Source organism: Synechococcus sp. W70.1, assembly GCF_047461515.1.
Classification (GTDB): domain Bacteria; phylum Cyanobacteriota; class Cyanobacteriia; order Thermostichales; family Thermostichaceae; genus Thermostichus.
The window spans coordinates 122500-143237 of record NZ_JANSHH010000030.1; the positions used below are offsets into that span (position 1 = coordinate 122500).

Here is a 20738-nt window from a genome sequence, read left to right on the forward strand (position 1 = left end):
GGGATTGGAGCGTTGTGAGGCGGCGGGACAAAGTTTAGATTTTCTTTACCTGCCCCGTTGCTGTTTCCCCAAGGGCGGGCTAATTTAGGGAAGGCGTTTGGTGTGAACGGCTACAGCTGCCTGCAGGGATCCCTTGCCGGCGGCTGTGGTTTGCCCCTTCCTCCAAGCGTGGGGAGGGGTCGAGGTAGCCAGCCCTTCCAGGAGGCGCCTTGCCCTGCGCCAGGGAAGAGCAAAAGGTGGGCCTCCTCAATTTCGAGGGGGCTTGCCTGTCCAACAAGTTTTGCACCAGTTTCATTGAGCCCCATGAGCCACCGTTGCTTCGAGAGTAACCCCAGCTCTTGGCTGTCTAGAAGCGGGCCAGCTTGCCTAGCGCGAGCGGGGTCTAGTTCTGCAGCTCTTGGCGCCCTAGAGCTAGCGTTCTGGGTTGCAGTGGACTTGGGACTTGCTTCTTTTGCCTTGGCGTCTAGAAGCTCTTAGTTGCCTCCAGTTTTGTGATTAGCGTCACGAGGAAATCAGCATGGTGCAAGCAAAGGAGTTGGTGACATCTGGTCAGACGGCTCTTCTCGACTCGGATCTGGAAAGCTCCTCTTCCATCCTCCTGGATGCAGACAATGGAGCGGATCCCCTCGAGTTTGAACTGGATGCCAGTGACCCTGAGGCTTTTGACGAGGAGGAGGGCGACGAAGAGTTCCTCGAGGAGGAGGATGAGGCTACTGCTGCCAAAGGGCATGCGAAACGCAAATCGGCTAGCAAGAAAAAGGTCTACACCGACGACTCTATTCGCGTCTATTTGCAAGAAATTGGGCGCATTCGCCTCCTGCGGCCTGACGAAGAAATTGAGCTAGCGCGAAAAATTGCCGATCTGCTGGAGCTAGAGCGCGCCCGTGAGGCCGTTTTCGAGCGAATGGGCCTCTGGTCCAGCCCGGAGGAGGTGCCGGAGGAGCTATGGGCAGAGGAAGTCAAAATGCCCTTGCCGGAATTCCGGCGGCGCCTACACCAGGGGCGGCGGGCTAAAGAAAAGATGGTGCAGTCCAACCTGCGGCTGGTAGTCTCTATTGCCAAGAAATACATGAACAGGGGTCTCTCCTTTCAGGATCTGATCCAGGAGGGCTCCCTGGGCCTCATTCGGGCAGCCGAGAAGTTTGATCACGAAAAGGGCTACAAGTTTTCCACCTACGCCACCTGGTGGATCCGCCAAGCCATCACCCGCGCCATTGCCGATCAATCGCGCACCATTCGCCTGCCGGTTCACCTCTACGAAACCATCTCGCGCATTAAGAAAGTCACCAAGCAGCTTTCCCAGGAGTTGGGCCGCAAGCCCACGGAAGAGGAGATCGCCACCCGCATGGAAATCACCATCGAGAAGCTGCGCTTCATTGCCAAGTCGGCTCAGCTTCCTATTTCCTTGGAGACGCCTATTGGCAAAGAGGAGGACTCGCGGCTGGGAGACTTTATTGAGTCGGAGGGAGAAACTCCCGAGGAGCGGGTGGCCAAGATGTTATTGCGGGAAGATCTGGAAAGCGTTTTGGCAACCCTCACCCCTCGCGAGCGGGATGTGTTGAGGCTGCGCTATGGGCTGGATGATGGCCGCATGAAAACCTTGGAGGAGATTGGCCAAATCTTTAACGTCACTCGGGAGCGCATCCGGCAGATCGAGGCCAAAGCGCTGCGCAAGCTGCGCCATCCCAATCGCAACAGCGTGTTGAAAGAGTACATCCGCTAGCCGGGCCTAGTTAGACCTGGCTGCTACCTCCCCAGATCCTGGGAGGCTGGATCCCAGCTCCTCGAAGGGAGGAGGACACCATTGCGGCGTTTCTGGGCAGCTCTAACTTTCTACACTGCCTTGCCCCTAGGACGGGCAGCAGATCTGCAGTTTGAGGGCATTGCCGCCTGGCTACCGGCGGTGGGTCTATGCCTAGGCGGGATCCTCTTTTTGGCCTCCCTCTTGCTTCAGGTTTTTCCAGCGGGAGTACGGGCAGCTTTACTGGTAGCGCTGTGGGTGGTGTTAACCGGGGGGCTGCACCTGGATGGGGTGGCCGATACCGCCGATGGCCTGGCGGCCAATCTCCACACCAGCTCAGAGCAGTCAGCCAGCAATTCCCACCGCCTCCAAGTGATGAGCGACAGCCACACGGGAGCCTACGGGGTACTGGCCCTAGGGCTGGTGCTGCTGTTGAAGTTTGCTGCCCTGAGTAGCCTACAAGTCTGGCCCCTCCTGCTCTTGGTGCCAGCCTGGGGTCGCTGGGGCCAACTGCTGGCCATTGCTCTCTACCCCTACTTGCGGGAGCAGGGATCCGCCCGCTTCCTCAAAGACTCCACCTCCCTGCCGGGATCCCTGTGGCCGGGCACCCTGCTCCTAGGGGTTACCACAGCCGGTCTGGGGGGAAGCGGGATCCTGGCCTGGCGGCCTCTGCTACTTTGGACGCTGGGCGCTGCTCTGGGAGCCTTGGCCGTGGGCCACTGGATCTACCGCCAACTGGGAGGACACACGGGGGATACCTACGGGGCCACGGTGGAGTGGTCTGAGGCGATAGCCCTGCTGTGGGGATCCCTGATTAAGCTCTCCTGAGGTCTCTCTTGCGCTGGGAGAGGAACCGGCTCCGCCAAGCCCAATTGTTGCCGAGCCTTCTGGCAATCCTGCTGGATTTGGTGGATCAAGTCCGCTACTTTGGGGAAGCGCCGCTCTGGGCGGATAAACCCCTGCAACGCCACCCGCACCTCCTGCCCGTAGAGATCGCCCGTCCAATCCAGCAGATGCACCTCAACCGTGTGCCGCAGCCCAGCAAACGTAGGACGGTAGCCGATGTTCATCACTCCTGGCAGAGCTCCCGCGGCAGCGGGCACCTCCACCCAGGCGCTGTACACTCCGTTGCGGGGCAAGAACTTCTCGGGCGGCAGGCGCAGATTGGCAGTGGGAAAGCCCAGCTCCCGTCCCCGGCGATCCCCTGGCACCACCTCTCCAATGAGCTGATAGGGACGACCCAAGAGCTCTGCGGCTGCTGCCACCTCCCCTGTAGCTAGGGCAGCGCGAATGCGGGAGCTGCTGACTCGCTTCCCGTTTAGTTGCACCTCCGGGATGACCTCTACTGGAATACGGCACTGGGATCCCCAGGCCTTCAGGGTTTGGGCAGTACCGGAGCGGCGATGGCCAAAGCAAAAGTCCCAGCCAACGCTGAGGTGGCGAACGCACAACCCTTGCTCAAGAACTGTCTGGATGAAGTCTTGGGGAGGCTGGCAAGCCAGGGCAGGGGTAAAGGGGAGCAGCACCACCTGTTCAAAGCCCATTTCAGCCAACAGCGCCAGCTTCTCCTCCGGCGGAGTCAGCAGCCATTGCTTTTGCCCCGTCAACACCTCCTGCGGGTGGGGATGAAACGTGAGAACCGTGCGCACCCCCTCTGGGGAGTCTCGAATTGGCTGCAGCACTTTCTGATGGCCCAGGTGCAAGCCATCGAAGTTACCAATGGCAACGGCAGTGGGCCGCAAGGCTTGAGCCAGATCAGAAGTTACGTGCACCGCTTGGGATCCCCTTGGTTCTCCCTACCAGAGTGGCCAAAGCAAGGCCGTCAGGGCACTCAGCCCAACCACCCCCCACAAGCTGCGTCGCAGGCGCTGCAACACCGGCTCAACCTGATAACGGACAATGAGCCGATGCTGAGCCAGCTCCTCTTCCGATTTGACGTACATTGCCCCGTCGTACCAGCCGCTTTCTTCGTAAGGGATCCGCGGCTGCACCAAGCGCCGCCGCACGTGGGCCCAGCCCAAGTAGAGGTGGAGCAGCACTAGGCCTAGCAAGGCATTGGCTCCCAGGATCCATGCCAAGGTGAAGTGGCCCCAATCCCCGACAAAGCTGCCCCACACCAGTGGCAAAATTCCCACCGCAACCGCTCCCCACACGCCCAGGAGCCGCCGTAAGTAGGGGAGCCAGGCCAGTGTTGGCCAGCGAAAAAGAAAAGCTTCCCTTAGCTCCGCATATTGCCGCAGAGGCTGCTGCTCAGCAGGAATGGGATGGGAAGGATTCGCCATAGGGCCTTAACATATCTACACAACATGATATTAGTTGGCCTGATGCCCGCCAAGCCCAGCCTAGCTGCGGTTCAAATGCAGGGGAGAGGGGTATCGTATTAGAGTGGGGTTGCCTTATCTCCTCTCCTACCATGAGCGTCCCAGGCGAACCTGCCGCTGCTCCCTACCTGATTCTTAGAGAGCCGGACGGCAGCCAGAGGAAGTACGTTCTTGCTGGAGCCACAGCTTGGACACTGGGCCGCGATGAGGGCAACGCCATTGTCCTCAACGATCCCAGTGTCTCCCGCCAGCACGCCCTGCTGCAGTACTTGGATGACAACAGCATCTATCTCATCGATCTGGGCAGCCGCAACGGCTCGTTTGTTAACAATCGCCGCATCAGCATTCCCACGCTGCTGCAAGACGGGGATCGCCTTACTCTTGGCCAATCCCAGCTTGAGTTTCACAGCGGATCCCTGACTAGCCCAGAGCCCGGCTCTGCCGGCAGGCCCTCGGACACCCTGGTGCTGCAGACCCGCTGGCTCATCTCAGTGGCCGTGGTTGACGTACGCGGTTACGGACAACTGACCCAACAACTGGACGAGCGGCTGCTTTCCCAGGTGATGGGCGACTGGTTCCGGCGCGGCGGCGACATCATCCAGCAACAGGGAGGCAGCGTTGATAAGTACATTGGCGACGCCATCATGGCCGTCTGGTTCCATACACCCCATGCGGATCCCTTGCCAGCCGACCAGGCGGAGATCGAGCTTGACGTGAAGTCAGTTCTGCAGGCCCTGGTGAAGCTGTTCCAGATGACCGAACAACTGAATAGCGAGTTTCCCCTGCCCTCTCCCCTGCGCCTGGGAGCAGGCGTCAACACTGGCCCAGCCATCGTGCGCCAGGTAGGCAACACCACTCGCCAGGAGTACACGGCTCTGGGCGACACCGTCAACCTGGCCTTTCGCCTCGAAAGCGCCACCCGCACCCTCAACACTGACCTGGCCATCAGCCAGAGCACCTACGCCTACTTGACCCGACAACTAGGTCAGTCAGCCACTTGCTTCTCCCAGCAGGTGGTGGAGCTCAAAGGGTATGCCCGCCCGCACCAGGTGTACTGCTGCGATGTCCGCTCTCTGCAAGCAGTTCTCAGTCAAATCCCAAGCTCGGAGTAACTGCCGGCCTGGGGATGGCTGGCAGGGGGTACTAGGGTCCTCCCAGAGGTTCAGTTGGCCAGGGCTGCTTCCGGAAGCTTTTTACCTCCAAGACTGGGCCCACCTGCGCTGTTGTTACCCAATCTTCCCTCACCTGCCCCTGAATGGTAACCTGCAATCCCTCCTGCAGGAGCTCTTTGGGGGCGCGGAAGAGGGCGTAGTGCTGACCTGAAGGGAGCGTCAGCACCCACACCCCCCCCTCAATGTCGAGAAACTCAATGGTACCCCTAAATTCTTGCATCACTTCCTCAGAGCTAGGACGGTGCTGCTGGGCTGCAAATCCAAGATGGCTTGTGCTCCCAAGTAGGCCAGGCCCAGGCAGAGCAAGCCATTGAGGAGCAAGAAGGAGCGCCCCAACCAAGCAGAGGATCCAAGCCATAGTACCCCCTCATAGAACAGGGATCCCGACAGGAGCAGATGGGAAGCCACCCCCAGGCAGAGGCCGATGACTGCCCAGCGCCAGCGCCGATGACCTAGGAGGAGCACCATCAACAGGCCAGGGATCAACACACTGGCAAACAAGGGATCTAGGGCATGGGTCTGGGCTAAGGCGGTGCCTAGCTCTGGCAGGGAGCTGCCCAGCAGTTGCAAGGGCCAGCGGGGGAAACCCACAATGGCCAACCCTTGCAGGGGGAAGAGGCCAGCGCTGCCCAGGAGGATTCCAGCCAACAGGGGCACTGTCACCGGTACGGGCTTGGGAGCCAGCCACCAGCGAATGAGCACCAGGAGGATGTAGCCACCTACAACCATCAGCAGCTTGGGCACCAGGGCAATTGCGCCCCCATCAAACCAGAAGCGAGGGTTGAGGTAGCCGTTGTCGTTTAGGTACTTTAGGAAGTCCTTCAGCCACAGCACCAAGGGGTTTTCCTCCTGCTGACCCCTGGCTCGGGCCAAGGCTCTGGCTGCGTCCAGCAGACCGGCGCCGTAGAAGTTCTGTTTGTCGCCAGGTACTGGGGCAGCTGACATCTTGAGGATGGCCTCCACCTTGTCCGGATCCTTGATGCCCTGAGCCTGGATCAGCGCCGCCACGCCAGCCACGTGGGGGGCAGCCATGCTGGTGCCTTGGAAGTAGGCGAAGACCGGCTCGTCGGGGTTGCGGCGGTTGATGGTCTGCTGCAGGATGCCGTACTCCGGGTGCTCGGGCGTCTTGGCCCCACCAGGAGCAGCAATATCCACGCCCACCCCATAGTTGGAGTAGGGAGCTTTGGTGCCATCAGGCCCCGTGGCTGAGACGGCGATGACATGGGGATAGCGGGCTGGGTAGCTTACCTGGCTGGAGTTTTCGTTGCCAGCAGCTGCAACGACGGTCACTCCTTTACTGTGGGCGTAAGCTACCGCCTCTTCCATCAAGCGAGCTGAGGCGCGACTGCCCAAGCTGAGGTTGATGACGGTAGCGCCATGGTCGACGGCATAGCGGATCCCTTCCACCACGTCCGACAGGGATCCAAAGCCGTTGGCATCCAGCACCCGCACGGGCATGATCTTGGCCTTGAAGGCAACACCTGCCACGCCCAGGGCGTTGTTGGTGGACTGGGCAAGGGTGCCAGCCACATGGGTGCCGTGGCCGTTGAGGTCGGTGGGATCCTCATCGTCATCCACGAAGTCGTAGCCCTTCACAAATTCGGTCTGGGCCAGATCCGGCACCCGCGTCACCCCCGTGTCCACGACTGCCACCGTCACCCCTTCCCCTTGGGAAATCTCCCAGGCTTCGGGCATGCGGATGGCCCGTAGGTTCCACTGCTGGGAGTAAAGGGGATCGTTGGGCACGAAAGCGGCCTGGAATTGGTAGTTGGGGTGGGCATACTCAACGAGGGCTTCCCGCTGAAGCCGCTGGAGCAGCCGCCGGGTGGCCCTGGGATGAGTCGCCTCCCCAGTGGCTAGGTAAATAACCTCTTGGCGGGCAAAGGCACTGTTGCTGCTGGGTCGCAGCGTCAAGTTGTACTCCTTGGCAAGAGCAGCGATCTCACTAGGAGTAGCCGTGTTAACAAAGTTGATCACAATGCTGTCGTAGGGAGTGGATCCCTGGCCGCAGGCCGTGAGGAGTAGCGCCATCAGGCCGGCCCAGCAGAGACCCAACCAGCGTCTGAACTTCATCATGCACGCCCCCGGCATCCAAAATTGTTGCCACCAGTATGCCCTCTCGATGGGCAATTGACCAGAAAAGACTCTGCTGCCAACCCTTCCCGCAGCTACCTGGAAAACCCAGAAAGAACTCCCTCTGGCCAAATGTTGGCTTCCAGGGCATGATGGATCTGTAAGAACTTGAAACACTTCTTAACATCAGTTTTCAGGATTTGGTCTTTAAAGAGGGAGCAGCATGAGCATCCAGTGGCAAAGGGTACTTTGCTTTGGAGTGAGTCTTTGCCTAGGGCTATGGATTTGGCTGGGCGGGGGATCTCCCCTGTGGGCGCAGCCTGCCCTGCCAGCAGTGCCGATGGAGTTGCCTCAGCCGCCTGTTCCGGTTTTGGACTTGGCGGATCAGTTGAGCAGCAAGGAGGAAGCCGAACTGGCCGAGCACCTGAGCCGGCTGGAGGAAGAAACTGGCTGGAAGCTGCGGGTGTTGACCCAGTTTGACCAAACCCCGGGCCGCCAGGTGAAGGAGTACTGGGGCCTAAACGAGCGCAGCGTTTTGATGGTGGCGGATCCCCGGGGGGGCAACCTGCTGGCCTTCAACGTGGGGGATGCGGTGCGGGAGATCTTGCCGCGCACCTTTTGGATCGAGCTGCAGTCTCGCTTTGGCAACCAGTTCTATGTGCAGGAACATGGCGCCCACCGCGCCATTCTAGAGGCCGTTGAGGTTCTGGATCGCTGTTTTCGCCAAGGCGGTTGCCGGGTAGTGCCCGGGCTGCCGCAGGAGCAGTGGATCCTGACGTTGATTACCTCTATCTTGGGTGGGATTGTCTTTGGGTTTGCCGGCAAACCCCGCCAGGGAGAGGAGGTGTTTAACTGGCGCTGGGCTTTGCTCATCTCTCCCTTGTGGTTCATTTTGTTTGGGGCCTTTGGCCTTGGCCCAGTGGTTGCTCGCACCCGAGATTGGCTGCCAGTGGTGCGCAATATCTTGGGCTTTCTGGCCGGAGCTTTGGCTATTTACCTAGCTCCCATTCCACAGCCAGCAGAGGATCGGCAGTAGCTTCCTTGCCTCTCTCGGCTGTCAGCTCAATCCCCTGCCTGCTGCCCCCTAGCAACAAACTGGCAGGCGGGGACAACTTGCAAGGGAGGTGCTAGTATAATCCAGGTAGAATGGGCTGATGTAGCTCAGTTGGTAGAGCACTCGACTTGTAATCGAGCGGTCGTCAGTTCGAATCTGACCATCAGCTCTTCACTCGGGTTTGCTTGGCCATTGTCCCTAGCGGGGATCCAGCTTCTCCGGGCTCGGTTAGAGTGGCTGGAGGGGGATCCCCACTCTCAACTTGGCTGAGGAGAGAGGGATCCCTACCCAAGGCATCTGCTAGGCCTTTGGGTGGTTTCTGTGGTCTCGGGATGTCTATGTCGCGTCTGCCAGCCGCTACGGTTCGTCGACTGCAAAAGCTGCCCCAGATTCCTTCCGTGTGGGAAGGGGATCGCCACAGCCTGCCAAGCTCGCCAGTTGCTGGCTCCCAGCCTTCTCCCGGCGAGGGGGAATGCATTCTCTGGGTGGACGGCGTTCAGGGTGTGGTGCGAGCTATGGAGGTGGTGCCTGCTGGCTCTGGCATGGAGCCAATGGTGCGGGCCTTGATCGCGGCCATGGAGCGGCCCAATGCGGGCTTGCCAGCCCGTCCCCAGAAAATCGTCGTGCGCAACCGGGAGGTGCGGTTTTTCCTGCACGGCATTCTGCACGAGCTGGACATCAAAGTGGAATACCAGCCGGAGCTACCGCTCATCGATGAGATCCTACAAAGCTTTGCCGAGGCTCAGGAGCAGATCCCCCCACCTTTGCCAGAAAACTACGCAGAACTCTTGGCTAGCAAAGCCTTTACCCTCTGGCAGGATGCCCCCTGGGAGTACCTTGAGGATCACCACATTCTAGCCATCGAGCTGCATCAGTGGGACGTCGAAACTCTCTACGTCTCAATCATGGGACGGGCAGGAATGGAGTATGGGGTGATTTTTTACCGCTCCCTGCCCTCCCTCAAACAGTTTCGCCAGCAGGCTAGGCAAGCGGACCCTGCTGAGATGGAGGAAGTCTTCCTGAGGCAGGACTGTCTCTACCTGACTTTTCAACCCCGCCATCCCGAACTGGAAGACTGGCCAAACTTGGACTTGGCAGAGTTGGATCCCGAAGAAATCGAGCCGAACTTCGGCACCATCCACCCGCTGGAGGGCTTGCGCGGTGTTTTACAGGAAGAGGAGGCAGCAACCTTGGCCGTGGCCTTGGAGGCCTTGCATTGCTTCTTGAAGCAGTACCGCCGCAAGCTGGAAAAGGGCTTTCAACCTTGTCAGGGGCAGTATTGCGTTCCCAATCCCCAAGGGGAAGCCCTGTCGGTGCAGGTGCGCACCCTGCCTGAGTTGGCGGCAGAGCTGCTGGCATTAGAGGAAGAGAAACCCACCCAAGCTCTGCTCCGAGAGGATCTGTTGCCTGAGGGAGCGCAGCTTGGCCTGGGACTGCTGCCTTGGGCCACAGTGGAGGTGTTGCGCCGTGCAGGGCAAGTGCATCCTCTCCCTCAGAGCAAACTGGTGCAGAAGGGGGAGGGGCTGCCGGTGGTGATTGTGCGCACCTCTCGCTCCAAGGCCAAGCAACTGATTGAAAACCTGCGCGGCGAGGGGGGCCCCCAAGGGGTTTGTTTCAATACGGGAGTGGATCCCTTCGATGGCCATCGCTACGAGCTAGAAATTGTCCAGACGGGTAACCGCGACCTGCACTTGTTTGGCGAATTTCCCAAAGACGACCCCGTGCACTCAAGGGCTCGCAGGCGCTGGGAGCGGCGTTGCCGCGATACGGGGGGCTGCTGCGGGTTGGTAATCGCGATGGGGGCAAATTCCCACCAGCCAGAGCTGCCGGTGCACCATATTTTGGCCGTGTTTGAGATGCAGGCCCTCAGTCCCAAGCGGCTAGGGCTGGGTCCCTTGGTGCGCGTCAGCCGACACTTGCACTTTTGAGCCGCTCAAAAATGCTGGAAGGCCTGCTGTCGGCTGAGGATCTGGCCGTTGTCTAGCCGCACCGTCCCCTGCGGATCCCAGCCAGTGACTTCGCCAATCCAGGCTGCCCCTGGCAGCTTTTCCAAGAGGTACTGGGCTATGGAAGGCTCGGCGCTAAGGAGTAGCTGAAAGTCTTCCCCGCCGTAGAGGGCCCACTCTAGGGCCTGGGCCGGAAAGACCTGCTGCAAAGCCTCTGAAATCGGGATCCGCTCCGCCTCGATCCTCGCTGCCACCCCGCTAGCCTGACACACCTGCACCAGGGCATCGGCTAGGCCATCGCTGGTGTCCATGCCGGCAAGGCGCATAGGGTCAGGGATCGCTGCCAACAGAGGTAACAGATCCAGCCGCGGGTGGGGGTATTGGTGGGCCCTAATTAACTGCTGCTCGGCTGTCGGGGCTGTAGATCCCTGCTCAGGGTGAAGCAAGAGCTCCAGGCCAGCCCGCGCATCCCCATGGGGCCCAGTTACGATGAGCCAATCGCCCGGCTGCGCCCGCTTGCGCTCAATGGCCCGCCCTGGCTGCACCGATCCCAGCGCCGTAATGGCCACAAACCGCTGGGGCGAGCGGCACAGATCCCCTCCCACCACTTGGCATCCCCAGGGGGCGCAGCAAGCCTGTATTCCCTGGTAGAGCTCCTCCACCCAGGCCACTGGTGTGGAGGGCGGCAGGCCCAGGCCTACGAGCAACGAGTGGGGACGGGATCCCATCGCCGCCAAGTCCGACAAATTGGCAGTTGCCGCGCGCCAGCCCACGGCATGGGGCGGGGTGGTCAAGTTGCTAAAGTGAACTCCCTCTACCAAGACATCGGTGGTTACCACCAACTGTCCTTGGGGAACAGCCAACACTGCGGCATCATCCCCTACCACCTGCTCAGGACAGTAGCGTTGCACCACCTGCAGTAGCCCCGCCTCGCCAATGGCTGAGATCGGGAGAAGCTGGTGAGAATCCTCGGGAGGATCAGAAAACAGAGGAGGCTTCTGGGGATGCACGTGGGCGGAAGAGTCTTGAGGATCCTACTCCGCTAACCTACGGGTAGCTAGCCTCACCTTAACCAAGAGGTATCCCCTAGCTTTTGGAACCCATTTCGGCAGCTTGGAGTAAAGCCCTGGCCCGTTGCTGATCCAACTGAGCCTGCAGGCGCTCTTGCTTGTCACTGCTAGTGTTCAAAACTTGGTTGGCCTTCTCCAAAAGAGCTTGAGCTGCAGCCTTGTCGACTTGTTCTCCTCGCTCGGCCCGGTTGACTAGAACCGTTACCTCGTTGTTTTCCACTTCTGCAAAGCCACCCATCACGGCAATGGCCGACCACTTGCCACCGGCCTTGACCCGCATCACGCCGTTGCCGATGGCTGTCAACAGGGGAGCGTGATTGGTCAGGATACCCAGCTGGCCTGAGGTGGCAGGGAGGATCACCTCCTCGGCAGGGGCATCCCAAACAATGCGGTCAGGAGTAATCACGCGAACCATCAGCGCCACGGCAGGTCTCCTGAAGCTTGAGCTTAGCTGTTTTTATCCTACCGGATGGCGGTTGCACCCAGCTTTGTCCGCTTCTGAGCCGAGGGCAAGACTTAACCCAAGCATAACCTCCTCTTTACTTCAGCGGGAAAGGCAAGCGATATGGTGTAGTCGAGAACACGAATCCTTGGTCCCAAGGCTGACTCTTGTTCCCCCTCAACAGGGGAAAGGCCGCCCGCTGGAACCCAAGTTTGCCCCAGCAGAGCTAGCTCATGACGCCTGAAACGACGCCCAGCCAGTATGTCAAACGGGAGCGTCAGCTCCTAGAAGACCTCTACCGAGGCCGCAGCCTATCTTCCTACAGCCCTCGCCAAATCATTCCTCTGCCGCCCGAAGAGTGGGTGATTGTCTGCCGAGGCATAGTGCAGTTGAGTACTGTCCATGCCAACGGGAGTGAGGCCATTTTGGGCTTTGCCGTTCCCTCCATGCCGCTGGGATCCCCGCTGACAAAGTTGGATCCCTACCAAGCTAAGGCGTTGACGGCAGTTGACGTGCTGCGGCTGTCGGCAGCCGAGGTGGAAGCCTCAGAAACCCTAAGCCAGGGGCTGCTCAAGCAGTTGGTGCGGCGACTGCGCCAAACCGAAGCACTGCTGGCTCTGGCCGGGCGGCGGCGGGTGGAGGATCGGCTGCGTCAGTTGCTCTCCCTGTTGGCAGTGGAGTTGGGATCCCCCATTGCGACAGGAGTACGCCTGCAGGTGCGCCTTACGCACCAAGACTTGGCCAATGCCATCGGCACTACCCGCGTCACCATCACCCGTCTTTTGAACCGTTTCCGCCAGCAGGGCTGGATCACAGTGGACAAAAGCCACCATCTCATCATCAAGCTGGGCCAAACGCCGCTCTGAAAGACTCATACAACCTCGGGCAAAAGCGGACTTTTGCTCGCGGTTGATGCTTTCTTCCTACTTCCACGACCCATAGCTAGTAGCAGGCTCAACACCTACTACCCCGCCAGAGGGATCTCCACAGGCGTCACTTCCCCTCGAGCTGACGGTAGTTGCTCCTTGCCCTTAGAGGGCACACAGGCTAAAGAAGGAGCCAACTTTAGCCTAGGTGCCTACCAGAAAAGATGTACTTGCAAGCCTACTAGCTCAGCCAATCTACGTCAAGGCAGGAGGTTGGTTATGCCGCAAAGTGGCCGATTGTACGGACTCCGTCCCGCTTACGCGAACGGTGAATCAAGGACTAGAGGAGAGCCCTGATGGCTTTAAGCCTGGCGTTGGAGCTGTTGGAGAAGCCAGTTGGCGGCCGCCGTGTTGGTTTCGTTGGCCAAGCGTTCCAGAGTCTGCTCAAGCAGGGCTATCGGCAGGCCCGCTAGCACCTGCGACTGGGCAATGGCCCGGTAGCGTCCATCCTCGGCCAGGGCAAAAGCAAAAACACGCCGCCCTTTGACATCGATGACCCAGTACTCAGGAATGCCCAGGCTGGCGTAGAGCTGCTTTTGCTCGTCTAGGTCAAGGCTGAGGGTGGTGTCGGCAATTTCGCCCACCAGGTCGGGAGACCTTTGGAAACGCAAGTCAATCCGCCGCGGCTCGCCGGCTTGGTATCTGGGGATGTTTTCTCCCTTGTAGAGCACTAGGTCGGGGGCGCAGGCGTGGGTTTCTGGGTACTCAATCAGGCAGCGACCGTAGGACTGCAGCGGCACGTCCGGGTGCAGAAAGGCCCAGGCGAAAAAGATTGCCGTCATCAAATCGCTGACGGAGGCGTGCTCTGGCCCTTCCTTGCCCATGCTGACCCACAACCAGCCCTGGTAAAAAGAAATCTTCTGCCAGTCCAGGGTGGGATGGTTGCAAATGGTCAAGTAGTCCTGCCAGGTGGCGTCGTGCCGCTCGAGGATGGAAGGGGTAGCCGGCTTTGAGGCAAGAACCATTGCTCTTCCCTCAGGGGGTGGGGGAACTTTCCCTCAAGCCTATCACCCGTCCTCGCGAAGAGGCAGGCTAGGGACGGCCAGAAGCCTCAGAAGTCTGGGCCGGCCAGCGGGGCTTTGCGCCAAGCCTGGGGCTGTCGGAACTTGTACAGATCCCGGATTAGCTGCACCCAGCCATCGGCCATGGACTCCACCAAAAGTTTGCCTTTCTCGGGCGTGGCAGCGGTGGCATCCCCCAGAACGCCGCTCTGGCTGAGATCGCGAGTTGTCCAAGCAAAAGAGATTCGCCCTTCCAGGCTGAGCAGACTGTCTTCCGGCAAATCTTGGGGGTACTCGCAGACTAGGCGGTCGGTGCGCACCGTCTCGGGCAACAGGTACATCAGCATGCTGGTCTCGCCGTCGCCAGCGTGGATGCCCAATTCCCGTTCTTTTTCTGTCATCAGCTCCTGCCCTTGGTGGGGAACGCGCCAGACGGAGATGGGGAAAAGAAGGAAATCTTCGTACTTCTGGTGTAGGTCGCGGGCCACAATCTGCAGCACCTCAGGTTGGCCGCCGTGGGAGTTGAGGAACACCAGCTTGCGAAATCCAGCCCGGTAAATGCTTTCGGCTACTTCGGTGAGCAAAGCCATCAGGGTCTGGGCCGAGAGGGTGATGGTGCCCGGGAAATGCCAGTGCTCGTTGGCCTTGCCATAGCACTGGGTGGGCAGAACGTAAGCCGGGATCTCCGGCTCCAGTTTTTCCATGGCTCGCCCGATGATTGCCGTGCCGATGCAGGCATCCACCACCAGGGGCAAATGGGGCCCATGCTGCTCGATCGAGGCTACTGGCTGGATGATCACCACATTCTCTTTGTTGGGCATGGCCTGGATCTCTGTCCAGGTCAGGTAGGGGAAAAATCGGTGGGGCGGGATAAAGGTGTGCATCATGGCGGGATCCGGTTGCAAGGAGTTTATGCCTTGCCTGCAAGGCTAGCACCGTGGGCAATCCCTGGATCTGAGAAGGCATCTCTTAAGATCAGGTGGTGGTTGTTCTTATTAGGCAAAAGCCAGCCATCCCATGACCCTGTGGCCCTGTTTGCCTGCCCGCTGCAGCTTTGGTGGGGATCCCTCCATTGAGGAACGTCCTCTGCCTGCTGGAAGGGGGGAAGAAGGGAGTGTCCCCACCTTGCCCCGCCCCATCCTAGCCCTGCCAGGGCCGCAGGCCACTCTCTATGGGGAGCTGATTCAGGCTTCTCTCCACCGTCTTGAGGCGGGATCTCGAGCCCTGCTCTGGGTGCGACCCCTGCTGCTTAGGGAGGGATCCCAAGTTTGGAAGCTGCGGGCCACGCCGGACTTGCTCTGGCCTGCTGCCGGTTTTGTTCCAGCCTACGCCGAGGAGATCCTGCCCCTGCTGGAGCAGGCTAGAGATCCTGGCCCCCATGAGCCCTCTGCGCGCCAGCGGCTCCAGGGGTTTCTGCGGCAGCTCTGGCAAGGCTAGGCTTTTTAGGAATCGCCAACGGACTGGCCACCAGCCAGCTCCTGCAGAGCCGATTCCAACCGCGCCAGCGCCTCGTCAATTTCCGCAGGAGTGACGATCAAAGGGGGCACAAAGCGCACCACCTGGGATCCTGCTGGCACCAGCAACAGCCCTTGCTCCATGGCAGCCCTGACCACCTCAGCCGCCGGGATCCGTAGCACCAGCCCCTGGATCAGGCCCCAGCCGCGTACCTCTTGAACAAGCTGTGGGAACTGCTCTGCCAAGCAAGACAAACCCTGGCGCAGATAGCTGCCCGTCTGCTGAGCATTCCAAACCAGGCTCTCCGCCATCAGGGTGTGGCAGACCGCTAGACCCACCGCACAAGCCAAGGGGTTGCCGCCAAAGGTGCTGGCGTGATCCCCTGGCTGGAACACAGCGCAAAAGTCCTTTGCCAACAGGGCACCAATGGGGATCCCGCCGGCCAGGCCTTTGGCCAGAGTAAACACGTCCGGCTCCACCCCCAGGTTGCAGTAGCCCCAGAGCCTGCCGGTGCGGCCCATCCCTACCTGCACCTCGTCCAACATCAGCAGGATGCCCCGCTCGCTGCAAACCCGGCGCAGCCACTGAAAGTAGGCGGGATCCCCAGGGACAACCCCCCCCTCCCCCTGCAGCGGCTCCAGCAGCACGGCACACACCCGCTCGCCCCAGCGCTCCAGCACTGCCGCTGTGCCCTCGATATCGTTGTAGGGGACGTAGTCGAAGCCAGGCACTAGCGGCGCAAAGTCTTTTTGGTATTTCGGCTGGCCGGTGGCCGTGAGGGCAGCCAGGGTGCGGCCGTGGAAACTGCCATGGGCGGTGAGGAGGATGGGATCCTCGATCCCGCGCACCGTGTGGGCATACTTGCGGGCCAACTTGATGGCACCTTCAACGGCCTCTGCCCCCGAGTTACAGAAAAACACCTTGTCGGCACAGGAGTGCTGGGTCAGCCACTGGGCCAGTTGCGCCTGGGGGCGGTTGTAGTAGAGGTTGGAGACGTGGTGCAACTGCTGCGCCTGCTGCGTCAGCGCCTGGATCCAGGCAGGATGGGCATGGCCCAGCGTGCAGGTGGCAATGCCCGCTACAAAATCCAGGTACTCCCGCCCCTCTTCGTCCCAGACCCGGCAGCCTTCCCCGCGCACTAGGGTCAGGGGATAGCGAGCATAGGTGGACATCACATGCCGCTCAAACAGCTCGGCAGCGGTTGCAGGGCTTGGGAGAGTGTCAGGGGGAGAAAAGCCTGGCGGGGACATGCTCGGCAGGGGAAAAATGGAGACAGCGTCTCGAGTGTATCACTCTGCCCTGGGGATGCTATTCTAGCGAAGCCCAAGGACGAGGAATGCCTACCCATGGGGCGGCGGGGGGTAACAGTCTGGTTTACAGGGCTAAGTGGGGCGGGCAAAACCACCCTTAGCTGCGGCGTGGCCCAGCAGTTGCAAGCTCTGGGTTTGCCGGTGGAAGTGCTTGACGGCGACCTAATGCGGCAACACCTCACCAAAGGGCTGGGCTTCAGCAAAGAAGACCGGGACGAGAACGTCCGCCGCATTGGCTTTGTGGCTAAGATGCTGACTCGCCACGGCGTGATCGTGCTGGTCTCGGCCATTTCTCCCTATCGGGCAACGCGGCAGGAGGTGCGGCAGCAGATCGGCAACTTTATCGAAGTCTTTGTGGATGCCCCCCTAGAGGTGTGCGAACAGCGCGATGTCAAGGGTCTCTATCGCCAGGCGCGAGCAGGCCTCATTCGGAACTTTACCGGCATTGACGATCCCTACGAGCCGCCGGAATGCCCAGAGGTGGTCTGCAAAACTGCCGAACAGAGCATCCCCGAATGCATTGAGCTGGTTATGCAAAGTCTTAGAAGCCGTGGCTATCTCTAACGAGGCTCAGAGAGCACCGGGCCTGGCCGACTGGGGATCCCTTGTGGGAAGATGTGAACGAGTATTTCTTTTCTGAGAGTCAAGGTAGCCATGGCAGTAACTCGTGCTGGACAAACCTTTGTGATGCGGGGCAGCAGCGAGGGAAACCCCGCCAAGTTCCTGGAGATGGCCAGCTCTCTGCTCAGCACCCACACCCGCCAGGGCAGTGGCAAGAAGGTTCAAGATCGCGCCTCCTACGGCAAGGCGGGTAGCCCCCGGGAGTTTCTGCAGATGGCTAGCGAACTGCGCCGATCTCTAGAGCAACGGGGGCGGTAGCCATTGGGATCCCTGTCCGGCTGGCCCAGCCAGGCGCTTTTGTTTTCGCCGCTTGGATCTCCCAGCAGGCTCTGCAACTCTTCAGCCGAGGGGAAAGGTACCTATCTGGGCCAGCAAACCGCCGGGGAGCGCAAGCAGCATGAAGAACAAAGGCTTTTGGCTGGTCGGGATCCTGGGGACGACCTTGGATCAGCTGAGCAAGCGCTGGGCGGTGGAGCGGCTGCTGCCGGTCCCGGAGATCCAGCTATGGCCAGGGGTGTTCCACCTCACCTACGTGGAAAACACCGGTGCTGCCTGGAGTCTGTTTGCCGATTCGGCGGAGTTTCTCAAGTGGGTCTCGCTAGGGGTGGCAATAGCCCTGGCGCTCCTGGCCCTGCGCAGCAGCAGCCTCAACCTTTGGGAGCAGGTGGGCTATGGCCTCATCTGGGCGGGAGCGGTGGGGAACGGCATCGACCGCTTTCTCAACGGCTACGTGGTGGATTTTTTCAATTTCGTCTGGATTGGCTTCCCCGTGTTTAACGTGGCCGATGTGGCCATCAACCTGGGGGTGGTCTGCCTGGTGATTGGTCTGTGGCAGGGCAGCCCGAAGAAGACGGGGCCGGGATCCCTGCGAAAATTCGACTAAGCTGCCTACTTCACCCCCGCCCACCGACAATCCTCCCGCTTGCTGCTCCCTCGGAAGGAGAGGGAAGAGCTGGCGGCGCACTCCACCACAACCCCAGGGCTGGCCCCAGTCCCAGGAGTAGGCCCAACCCTGCCGGCGCGACAATGCCAGATCCCAGGCTTACCAGTAGGGCAAAGGCAAAATTGGCCCCATAGAGCAGCAGCGGCCCCAGCAACTGACGGCGGTTAAGGACAGGCTGATCTTTCCCCCAGAGGAGGTTGGCCACGGTCATAAAGGCAGTCCCTGTCAGCATCCAGCCGCCGAAGTTTTGCAGCGGCATGCCAAAGAATGGCCCTGGCTGAAACCAGGTCCAGAAGGGGATCAAGCCGCGGGTCATGGCCGGATCCAGCACAAAGTCCCAGGCAGTGAGCAAGAGCGCTCCCAACAGAATGGCTTCAACGTGGATCAGCCAGTGGCGCCCCGCTTGCAGAGCCACCCGCGCCAACAGGTAGGCCGATAACCCCACATAGAACCAGGACAGAGGGATTGTAAAGGGAACCAAGCCGGCAATCTTGTAGCCCAAGCCGCTGAGGTAGCCGTAGTCACCAAAGGGGATCCCAGTGCTGGTGCCCAGCAGCTCGCTAGCTAGGGAGATGCCCACCGCTGGGATCAAGAACATCAGCAGGCGTCGCACCCCCAGGAGGCGGGATCCCATTAGAACTGCTGCCAGCGCCCCAAACACCATGTAGGCAACGCCGCCGTTGCCCATGCTCCAAGAGAAGGCCTGTAGGCCAATGGGAGGCAAACTGGCCACCCACTCGGGATGCGGTACTACCCAAAGTAGGCCCACTAGGCCGAAGAGCAAGGAGAGAATGTGCAAGCCTAGCGCCAAAGCTTCCAACCACTGCCAGATTGACCCAGACCAAAGGAGAACACCTCGCCTGTTAGAAAACTGGAAAGGCAAGCTAACCAGAACACCAGAGGATAACAGCCAACGCATGAGAAGCTCCCGCGGGGTGGTTGGTCAGAGCCACTGCGCTTTCCCACAGCTTGGGCAGGGGCTGAGGAGAAAAGCGGGTGGCAAAAAGGAAAGCGGCACCCGAGCCAAACCGCCTGGTCTGCTCAAGGTATGCCTACTGATACTTTGCTGCCTATTGTATCAATTCGTAAACATTCTGCCTGGCTTTCCCCAGAGGCCCCCTTCCTCCGTATCCCAGGAAGTCCTGAGGGGAGTCTACGCCCAGTTGAGCCGGGCTGTGGAGCGCCGGGACTGGGCTCAGGCCCTGCGCTTGGTGGATCTTTTGCGGCAGCAGTTGCAGGACCCCGCTCAGCTTCAGCAGCTGGAGAGCTACCGGCGGCAACTAGAGAGCTATCGTCAAGTCCAAGGGGATCCGCCGCCGCCCCAGTGGCCGCTTTTGCACAAACCCTTTATCGGTGACTTCCCGGTCACCAACCTCTTCGACCACGACCTGCCTTTGGGCGAAGGAGACGGCAATGGCCGATTTGTCAGCGGCCAGGGCCAGGTTTGGACTCCCAGTCCCCAGCACCCCTGTGGCAAAAGCGATGGCCACGCCGGCTACGACTGGGCCATGCCGGTAGGCACCCCCATCCTGGCCGCCGCCCCTGGACGAGTTACTGTAGCGCGCCCGGAACCAGAGTTTTTCTGCCCCAGCCTAGGCCGTCCAGTCAGAGGGCTGCGGGTGCGCATCCTGCACGAAGGAGAATCCCCGGGCGGGATCCGCCTAGAAACCCTCTACGCCCACCTCAGCCAAATCCGGGTACACGAGGGGCAGAGGGTGGTAGCTGGGGAGGTGATTGGCCTGTCAGGGGAAAGCGGCTGTGCCAGCGGGCCCCATCTCCACTTTGAGGTGCGCCGCTTTGACCAAGCCAATTCCGGCCAGCCCGCCCCTGTCGATCCCTACGGGTGGTTTGGGGCTGGCCTGGATCCCTGGAGCATCCATCCCCTGGGAGCAGAGAGCCTGTTTCTTTGGCAGGTGGGCCAAGCCCCCAGCCTAGGGGCCTGTTGGCGGGCTCAACAGCTCCCTGGTCATGGACACCTGTGGCCCTAGAGCGGTTTAAAAGGCGGGGAGGCTAGAGATCGCGGCGGACAAAGCCATCTCCCTCCCACTGGTAGAGCGTAGCCCGCAAGTCGCGGCTAGCTCCCGGGGCACTGGAGAGGATTAGGATCCCCTGGGGACTGACCCGCAGGCTGGCGTTGTTCAAATCTGTTACGCTCAGCAGCGGCACAAGCCCCTCTGCTCGGTGTTCTAAGATCAGAACCGACCGCAGCAGGCTGATTCCCCCGCGCTCAGTGAGGAGCACCAACTTGGGCTGGGGAGTGGGTGTGATGTCAGTGCGCAGCTGAGCCTCGATTAGCCGACCTGGGATGGGCTCAGCCATGTGGAGCAGACGAAAATCGTACCCTCCTTGATGGTCAAAGCTGAGCACGCGCACTACGGGCTCCACCGTCGGCTGCCGCTGGATCTCAAACACGGCCACCACTCCCTGCTGCGAGGAGGAGAGCAACTGAGCAGGAAACAAGCGCAGGTTTTCCCCACGATTGCCGCGGATAAAATCCCACCAGATGGACTGACGAAACAGGGCTACAACTCCCTCGCGAGCAGTACTGCCTGCAGAGGCAGCAGGCAATAGCGGCAGCAGCGGCTGGGAATAGGCGGAAGCTGAGGCGACTGGCAGGGCCAAAGCCAAGGCCGCTCCCCCTACTATAAGCTTGCGCATGCTTC

The 20738-nt window shown here is 60.5% G+C and carries 22 protein-coding genes and 1 tRNA gene; 12 read left to right on the forward strand and 11 right to left on the reverse strand.

Annotation, left to right across the window (positions count from 1 at the left end; all coding sequences use genetic code 11):
• Positions 1 to 517: 517 nt before the first annotated feature.
• Together rpoD and cobS are read left to right on the forward strand one after the other, a co-directional pair.
• Entirely contained in the window at positions 518 to 1723 is a 1206-nt protein-coding gene (rpoD, locus tag NW808_RS07380) for an RNA polymerase sigma factor RpoD (RefSeq protein ID WP_414420776.1), read from the forward strand.
• Positions 1724 to 1804: 81 nt separating this feature from the next.
• Complete coding sequence (cobS, locus tag NW808_RS07385; RefSeq protein ID WP_414420777.1) at positions 1805 to 2569, forward strand: adenosylcobinamide-GDP ribazoletransferase; 765 nt, start codon at positions 1805 to 1807, stop codon at positions 2567 to 2569.
• Here the strand turns inward: cobS and NW808_RS07390 are convergent.
• Positions 2500 to 3513 (reverse strand): bifunctional riboflavin kinase/FAD synthetase, encoded by a 1014-nt coding sequence (locus NW808_RS07390; RefSeq protein WP_414420778.1) that lies wholly within the window; start codon positions 3511 to 3513, stop codon positions 2500 to 2502. The two genes, cobS and NW808_RS07390, sit on opposite strands and share 70 nt — an antisense overlap.
• 24 nt (positions 3514 to 3537) lie before the next feature.
• Positions 3538 to 4023: a CGLD27 family protein gene (locus tag NW808_RS07395; RefSeq protein ID WP_414394899.1), complete on the reverse strand. Its 486-nt coding sequence runs from the start codon at positions 4021 to 4023 to the stop codon at positions 3538 to 3540.
• Positions 4024 to 4154: 131 nt separating this feature from the next.
• Between NW808_RS07395 and NW808_RS07400 the strand changes: the two genes are divergently transcribed.
• On the forward strand, positions 4155 to 5174 hold the full coding sequence (locus NW808_RS07400) for an FHA domain-containing protein (protein ID WP_414394900.1): 1020 nt from the start codon (positions 4155 to 4157) through the stop codon (positions 5172 to 5174).
• Positions 5175 to 5205: 31 nt separating this feature from the next.
• Here NW808_RS07400 and NW808_RS07405 read toward each other — a convergent pair whose 3' ends face one another.
• Both NW808_RS07405 and NW808_RS07410 read right to left on the reverse strand, forming a co-directional pair.
• Complete coding sequence (locus NW808_RS07405; protein ID WP_414409770.1) at positions 5206 to 5454, reverse strand: hypothetical protein; 249 nt, start codon at positions 5452 to 5454, stop codon at positions 5206 to 5208.
• Entirely contained in the window at positions 5454 to 7310 is a 1857-nt protein-coding gene (locus NW808_RS07410; protein ID WP_414420779.1) for a S8 family serine peptidase, read from the reverse strand. Before NW808_RS07410 ends, NW808_RS07405 begins: the two co-directional genes overlap by 1 nt.
• Before the next feature lie 337 nt (positions 7311 to 7647).
• On the opposite strand from NW808_RS07410, the gene NW808_RS07415 reads away from it, so the two are divergent.
• The 3 genes from NW808_RS07415 (at position 7648) to NW808_RS07425 (ending at position 10289) form a co-directional block, all read left to right on the forward strand.
• Positions 7648 to 8343 (forward strand): TPM domain-containing protein, encoded by a 696-nt coding sequence (locus tag NW808_RS07415; RefSeq protein WP_414395147.1) that lies wholly within the window; start codon positions 7648 to 7650, stop codon positions 8341 to 8343.
• A 114-nt stretch (positions 8344 to 8457) separates the two neighbouring features.
• Positions 8458 to 8530, forward strand: a tRNA-Thr gene (locus tag NW808_RS07420).
• A gap of 169 nt (positions 8531 to 8699) precedes the next feature.
• Entirely contained in the window at positions 8700 to 10289 is a 1590-nt protein-coding gene (locus NW808_RS07425) for a DUF6930 domain-containing protein (protein WP_414420780.1), read from the forward strand.
• Between the two features lie 5 nt (positions 10290 to 10294).
• Here the strand turns inward: NW808_RS07425 and thiL are convergent, their stop codons facing one another.
• Positions 10295 to 11254, reverse strand: a complete 960-nt coding sequence (gene thiL / locus NW808_RS07430) for a thiamine-phosphate kinase (RefSeq protein WP_414420835.1) — start codon at positions 11252 to 11254, stop codon at positions 10295 to 10297.
• 139 nt (positions 11255 to 11393) lie between these two features.
• Positions 11394 to 11801 carry an ATP synthase F1 subunit epsilon gene (atpC, locus tag NW808_RS07435; protein WP_414420781.1) on the reverse strand — a complete coding sequence of 136 codons (408 nt, stop codon included), beginning with the start codon at positions 11799 to 11801 and terminating at the stop codon, positions 11394 to 11396.
• 251 nt (positions 11802 to 12052) lie between these two features.
• Between atpC and NW808_RS07440 the strand changes: the two genes are divergently transcribed.
• Complete coding sequence (locus NW808_RS07440; RefSeq protein ID WP_414420782.1) at positions 12053 to 12685, forward strand: Crp/Fnr family transcriptional regulator; 633 nt, start codon at positions 12053 to 12055, stop codon at positions 12683 to 12685.
• Positions 12686 to 13047: 362 nt separating this feature from the next.
• Here NW808_RS07440 and NW808_RS07445 read toward each other — a convergent pair whose 3' ends face one another.
• Together NW808_RS07445 and NW808_RS07450 are read right to left on the reverse strand one after the other, a co-directional pair.
• The gene (locus NW808_RS07445) at positions 13048 to 13710 is read right to left on the reverse strand and encodes a Uma2 family endonuclease (RefSeq protein WP_414420783.1); all 663 of its coding nucleotides are present in this window, start codon (positions 13708 to 13710) and stop codon (positions 13048 to 13050) included.
• An 86-nt stretch (positions 13711 to 13796) separates the two neighbouring features.
• Entirely contained in the window at positions 13797 to 14630 is an 834-nt protein-coding gene (locus NW808_RS07450; RefSeq protein ID WP_414420836.1) for a creatininase family protein, read from the reverse strand.
• A gap of 133 nt (positions 14631 to 14763) precedes the next feature.
• Between NW808_RS07450 and NW808_RS07455 the strand changes: the two genes are divergently transcribed.
• Entirely contained in the window at positions 14764 to 15183 is a 420-nt protein-coding gene (locus NW808_RS07455; RefSeq protein WP_414420784.1) for a hypothetical protein, read from the forward strand.
• A gap of 5 nt (positions 15184 to 15188) precedes the next feature.
• Here NW808_RS07455 and NW808_RS07460 read toward each other — a convergent pair whose 3' ends face one another.
• Positions 15189 to 16451, reverse strand: a complete 1263-nt coding sequence (locus NW808_RS07460; RefSeq protein WP_414420785.1) for an aspartate aminotransferase family protein — start codon at positions 16449 to 16451, stop codon at positions 15189 to 15191.
• A 96-nt stretch (positions 16452 to 16547) separates the two neighbouring features.
• On the opposite strand from NW808_RS07460, the gene cysC reads away from it, so the two are divergent.
• The 3 genes from cysC to lspA all read left to right on the forward strand — a co-directional run bounded on the left by cysC (position 16548) and on the right by lspA (position 18015).
• Complete coding sequence (cysC, locus tag NW808_RS07465) at positions 16548 to 17075, forward strand: adenylyl-sulfate kinase (protein WP_414394914.1); 528 nt, start codon at positions 16548 to 16550, stop codon at positions 17073 to 17075.
• A 90-nt stretch (positions 17076 to 17165) separates the two neighbouring features.
• Positions 17166 to 17390, forward strand: coding sequence for a hypothetical protein (locus tag NW808_RS07470; RefSeq protein ID WP_414405271.1), 225 nt, complete (start codon positions 17166 to 17168; stop codon positions 17388 to 17390).
• 139 nt (positions 17391 to 17529) lie between these two features.
• Positions 17530 to 18015: a signal peptidase II gene (gene lspA / locus NW808_RS07475; RefSeq protein ID WP_414420786.1), complete on the forward strand. Its 486-nt coding sequence runs from the start codon at positions 17530 to 17532 to the stop codon at positions 18013 to 18015.
• A 10-nt stretch (positions 18016 to 18025) separates the two neighbouring features.
• Here the strand turns inward: lspA and NW808_RS07480 are convergent, their stop codons facing one another.
• Positions 18026 to 18886, reverse strand: a complete 861-nt coding sequence (locus NW808_RS07480; protein WP_414420787.1) for a carotenoid biosynthesis protein — start codon at positions 18884 to 18886, stop codon at positions 18026 to 18028.
• Positions 18887 to 19238: 352 nt separating this feature from the next.
• On the opposite strand from NW808_RS07480, the gene NW808_RS07485 reads away from it, so the two are divergent.
• On the forward strand, positions 19239 to 20063 hold the full coding sequence (locus tag NW808_RS07485; RefSeq protein ID WP_414420788.1) for a M23 family metallopeptidase: 825 nt from the start codon (positions 19239 to 19241) through the stop codon (positions 20061 to 20063).
• Positions 20064 to 20085: 22 nt separating this feature from the next.
• On the opposite strand, the gene NW808_RS07490 is transcribed toward NW808_RS07485, so the two are convergent.
• Complete coding sequence (locus NW808_RS07490; RefSeq protein WP_414394924.1) at positions 20086 to 20733, reverse strand: hypothetical protein; 648 nt, start codon at positions 20731 to 20733, stop codon at positions 20086 to 20088.
• Positions 20734 to 20738: the final 5 nt, after the last annotated feature.

What these genes read in the sequence shown, in the direction of transcription:
- NW808_RS07470 (WP_414405271.1), top strand. Translation starts at nt 17,166, where the DNA reads ATGGCAGTAACTCGTGCTGGACAAACCTTTGTGATGCGGGGCAGCAGC.
- NW808_RS07490 (WP_414394924.1), bottom strand. Translation starts at nt 20,733, where the DNA reads ATGCGCAAGCTTATAGTAGGGGGAGCGGCCTTGGCTTTGGCCCTGCCA.
- NW808_RS07460 (WP_414420785.1), bottom strand. Translation starts at nt 16,451, where the DNA reads ATGTCCCCGCCAGGCTTTTCTCCCCCTGACACTCTCCCAAGCCCTGCA.
- NW808_RS07455 (WP_414420784.1), top strand. Translation starts at nt 14,764, where the DNA reads ATGACCCTGTGGCCCTGTTTGCCTGCCCGCTGCAGCTTTGGTGGGGAT.
- NW808_RS07450 (WP_414420836.1), bottom strand. Translation starts at nt 14,630, where the DNA reads ATGCACACCTTTATCCCGCCCCACCGATTTTTCCCCTACCTGACCTGG.
- NW808_RS07395 (WP_414394899.1), bottom strand. Translation starts at nt 4,023, where the DNA reads ATGGCGAATCCTTCCCATCCCATTCCTGCTGAGCAGCAGCCTCTGCGG.
- NW808_RS07410 (WP_414420779.1), bottom strand. Translation starts at nt 7,310, where the DNA reads ATGATGAAGTTCAGACGCTGGTTGGGTCTCTGCTGGGCCGGCCTGATG.
- NW808_RS07425 (WP_414420780.1), top strand. Translation starts at nt 8,700, where the DNA reads ATGTCGCGTCTGCCAGCCGCTACGGTTCGTCGACTGCAAAAGCTGCCC.
- cysC (WP_414394914.1), top strand. Translation starts at nt 16,548, where the DNA reads ATGGGGCGGCGGGGGGTAACAGTCTGGTTTACAGGGCTAAGTGGGGCG.
- NW808_RS07405 (WP_414409770.1), bottom strand. Translation starts at nt 5,454, where the DNA reads ATGCAAGAATTTAGGGGTACCATTGAGTTTCTCGACATTGAGGGGGGG.
- NW808_RS07440 (WP_414420782.1), top strand. Translation starts at nt 12,053, where the DNA reads ATGACGCCTGAAACGACGCCCAGCCAGTATGTCAAACGGGAGCGTCAG.
- rpoD (WP_414420776.1), top strand. Translation starts at nt 518, where the DNA reads ATGGTGCAAGCAAAGGAGTTGGTGACATCTGGTCAGACGGCTCTTCTC.
- NW808_RS07400 (WP_414394900.1), top strand. Translation starts at nt 4,155, where the DNA reads ATGAGCGTCCCAGGCGAACCTGCCGCTGCTCCCTACCTGATTCTTAGA.
- lspA (WP_414420786.1), top strand. Translation starts at nt 17,530, where the DNA reads ATGAAGAACAAAGGCTTTTGGCTGGTCGGGATCCTGGGGACGACCTTG.
- NW808_RS07415 (WP_414395147.1), top strand. Translation starts at nt 7,648, where the DNA reads ATGGAGTTGCCTCAGCCGCCTGTTCCGGTTTTGGACTTGGCGGATCAG.
- NW808_RS07445 (WP_414420783.1), bottom strand. Translation starts at nt 13,710, where the DNA reads ATGGTTCTTGCCTCAAAGCCGGCTACCCCTTCCATCCTCGAGCGGCAC.